The organism is Aquicoccus sp. SU-CL01552, from assembly GCF_040365005.1.
In the GTDB taxonomy this organism is placed as follows: Bacteria; Pseudomonadota; Alphaproteobacteria; order Rhodobacterales; family Rhodobacteraceae; genus Antarcticimicrobium.
The window spans coordinates 1-1,999 of sequence record NZ_BAABWV010000043.1 but is presented as its reverse complement, the minus strand read 5'-3'; the positions used below and the strand labels follow the sequence as shown (position 1 = coordinate 1,999).

The 1,999-nt window shown below is 64.7% G+C and carries 3 protein-coding genes; all 3 read left to right on the top strand.

The window, feature by feature from the left end; translation table 11 throughout:
• The first annotated feature begins 115 nt into the window (after positions 1-115).
• Positions 116-496: an IS66-like element accessory protein TnpA gene (tnpA, locus tag ABWV23_RS22285; protein ID WP_353351895.1), complete on the top strand. Its 381-nt coding sequence runs from the start codon at positions 116-118 to the stop codon at positions 494-496.
• A complete protein-coding gene (tnpB, locus tag ABWV23_RS22280; protein WP_353351893.1) occupies positions 490-843 on the top strand; it encodes an IS66 family insertion sequence element accessory protein TnpB in 354 nt (117 codons plus the stop codon). The genes tnpA and tnpB overlap by 7 nt, the downstream gene beginning before the upstream one ends.
• A gap of 55 nt (positions 844-898) precedes the next feature.
• Positions 899-1,999, top strand: a 1,101-nt coding sequence (tnpC, locus tag ABWV23_RS22275) for an IS66 family transposase (protein ID WP_353351891.1), incomplete at its 3' end; no start/stop codon positions are given.

Genomic DNA, 1,999 nt, shown 5'->3' with positions numbered 1-1,999 from the left:
GTAACCGGTGTCCCGGCCCCACGTTGTAGGAGCGAGGCTCGCCTGCGAGATCATAGCCATCTCATAGTGGGGAGTGCGTTTCGCAATGTGCGCTACAAATTCGTTTCTCAAATCGTTGGGCGTCGAGATCTACGCGTCGGGCCACCGGCGGTGGCCGGATGCAGTGAAGGCGCAGGCAGTTGCGGATACGCTTGAGCCGGGCGCGACGGTGAATGGCGTTGCGGCGCGGTATGGGGTCCTTGCGAACCAACTGTCAGCGTGGCGCCAGCTGGCAAAGCAGGGGAAGCTGGTGTTGCCAGCAGCGGAACTGGACGAACCGGTCTTCGCCCCACTGGTGGTCTGCGATGTGCCGGAGGCGCCGCCGGAACCTGATATTCCGGTATCGGAAGAGGTGATCCGGATCCTCTCGGGCGAAGTCAGGATCGAGCTGGCACCCGGCACGCCCGCAGCCCGGATCGCCGAGATCGTTCATGCGCTCGAGACCTCGCCATGCTGATGCCGTCGCAGGGCGTCCGGATCTTGGTTGCTACGAAGCCGGTGGATTTCCGCAAAGGTCATGACGGGTTGGCCGCGCTTGTACAGTCGGCGCTGGCTGAGGATCCCTTCACCGGAACAGTCTTCGTGTTCCGCGCCAAGCGGGCGGACAGGATGAAGATCCTGTTCTGGGACGGCAGTGGACTTGTGATGGCTTACAAGCGGCTCGAGGAAAGCACATTCACCTGGCCGGCCGTCCGGGACGGTGCCATGATGTTGAACCGAACCCAGTTCGAGGCGCTTTTTGCCGGGCTGGACTGGCGACGGGTGCGGTCCTTGGAGGCGCGCCGGCCGGCTGTGGCAGAGTGACTCGGTCTGGCAGAATGCCTGCCCATCGAGGTGCCGATCAGGGTATGATCCGGCCATGTCCAGCGCCCCGCCCATCGACCTCTCGGCCATTCCCGAAGATCAGCGTGACGCTGTTCTGGCAGTGCTGCGCGAGCGGGATGCACTTCGGGATGCCAATAAGCGCCTGGAGCACCTTGTTGCTGAGCTAAATCAGGCCGTGCATGGCAAACGGTCCGAGAAGCTGAGCGAGGACGAACGGCAGTTGGCCTTCGAAGATCTTGAGACAGCGGTGGCCGAGGCCGAGACGCAGCAGGATGAACGGGCTCCGCCGCAAGCGCCCCCGCGCAGGGCCGCCCGGCGCAATCGTGGCAATCTGCCCAAGGACCTGCCGCGGATCGAACAGGTGATCGATCCGGACAGTCTGGACTGCCCATGCGGGTGCGGGACAATGTACCAGATCGGCGAGGACCGCACTGAACGGCTGGATATCATCCCGGCGCAGCTGCGCGTCATCGTGACGGTTCGTCCCAAGTATGCCTGCCGCACCTGCGCCGAAGGGGTCAGCCAGGCTCCGGCGCTGGCCCATCTGATCGAGGGCGGACTACCGACCGAGGGTGCCATCGCGCACGTGCTCGTTGGCAAGTTCTCGGACCACCTGCCGTTATACCGCCAGAGCCAGATCCTCGCCCGCTCCGGGATCGATCTCCATCGCAGCACGCTCTCCGATTGGGTTGGCACCGCCGCCTTCCACCTTGGCCCGGTGGTCGACAGGCTGGCCGAGCACCTGAAGACATCGACCAAACTCTTCATGGACGAGACCACCGCCCCGGTGCTGGATCCGGGACGAGGCCGGACCAAGACCGGGTATCTCTGGGCGTTGGCCCGCGATGACCGGAGATGGGGCGGCGAGGACCCGCCCGGCGTGGTCTTCACCTATGCCCCGGGCCGCGCCGGGGAGAATGCAGAGAAAATCCTGCAGGGCTTCGACGGCATCCTGCAGCTCGACGGCTATAGCGGCTACAACCGGTTGACGCGTCCCTCCCGCAAGGGCGGCGATCCAATCCGCGTGGCGCATTGTTGGGCCCATGCCCGCAGGAAGCTGAAGGAAGTGTTCGACCGAGACGGCTCGGAGATCGCCGCTGAAGGCCTGCGCCGCATCGCTGAGTTCTACCGTATC

What these genes read in the sequence shown, in the direction of transcription:
- tnpB (WP_353351893.1), top strand. Translation starts at nt 490, where the DNA reads ATGCTGATGCCGTCGCAGGGCGTCCGGATCTTGGTTGCTACGAAGCCG.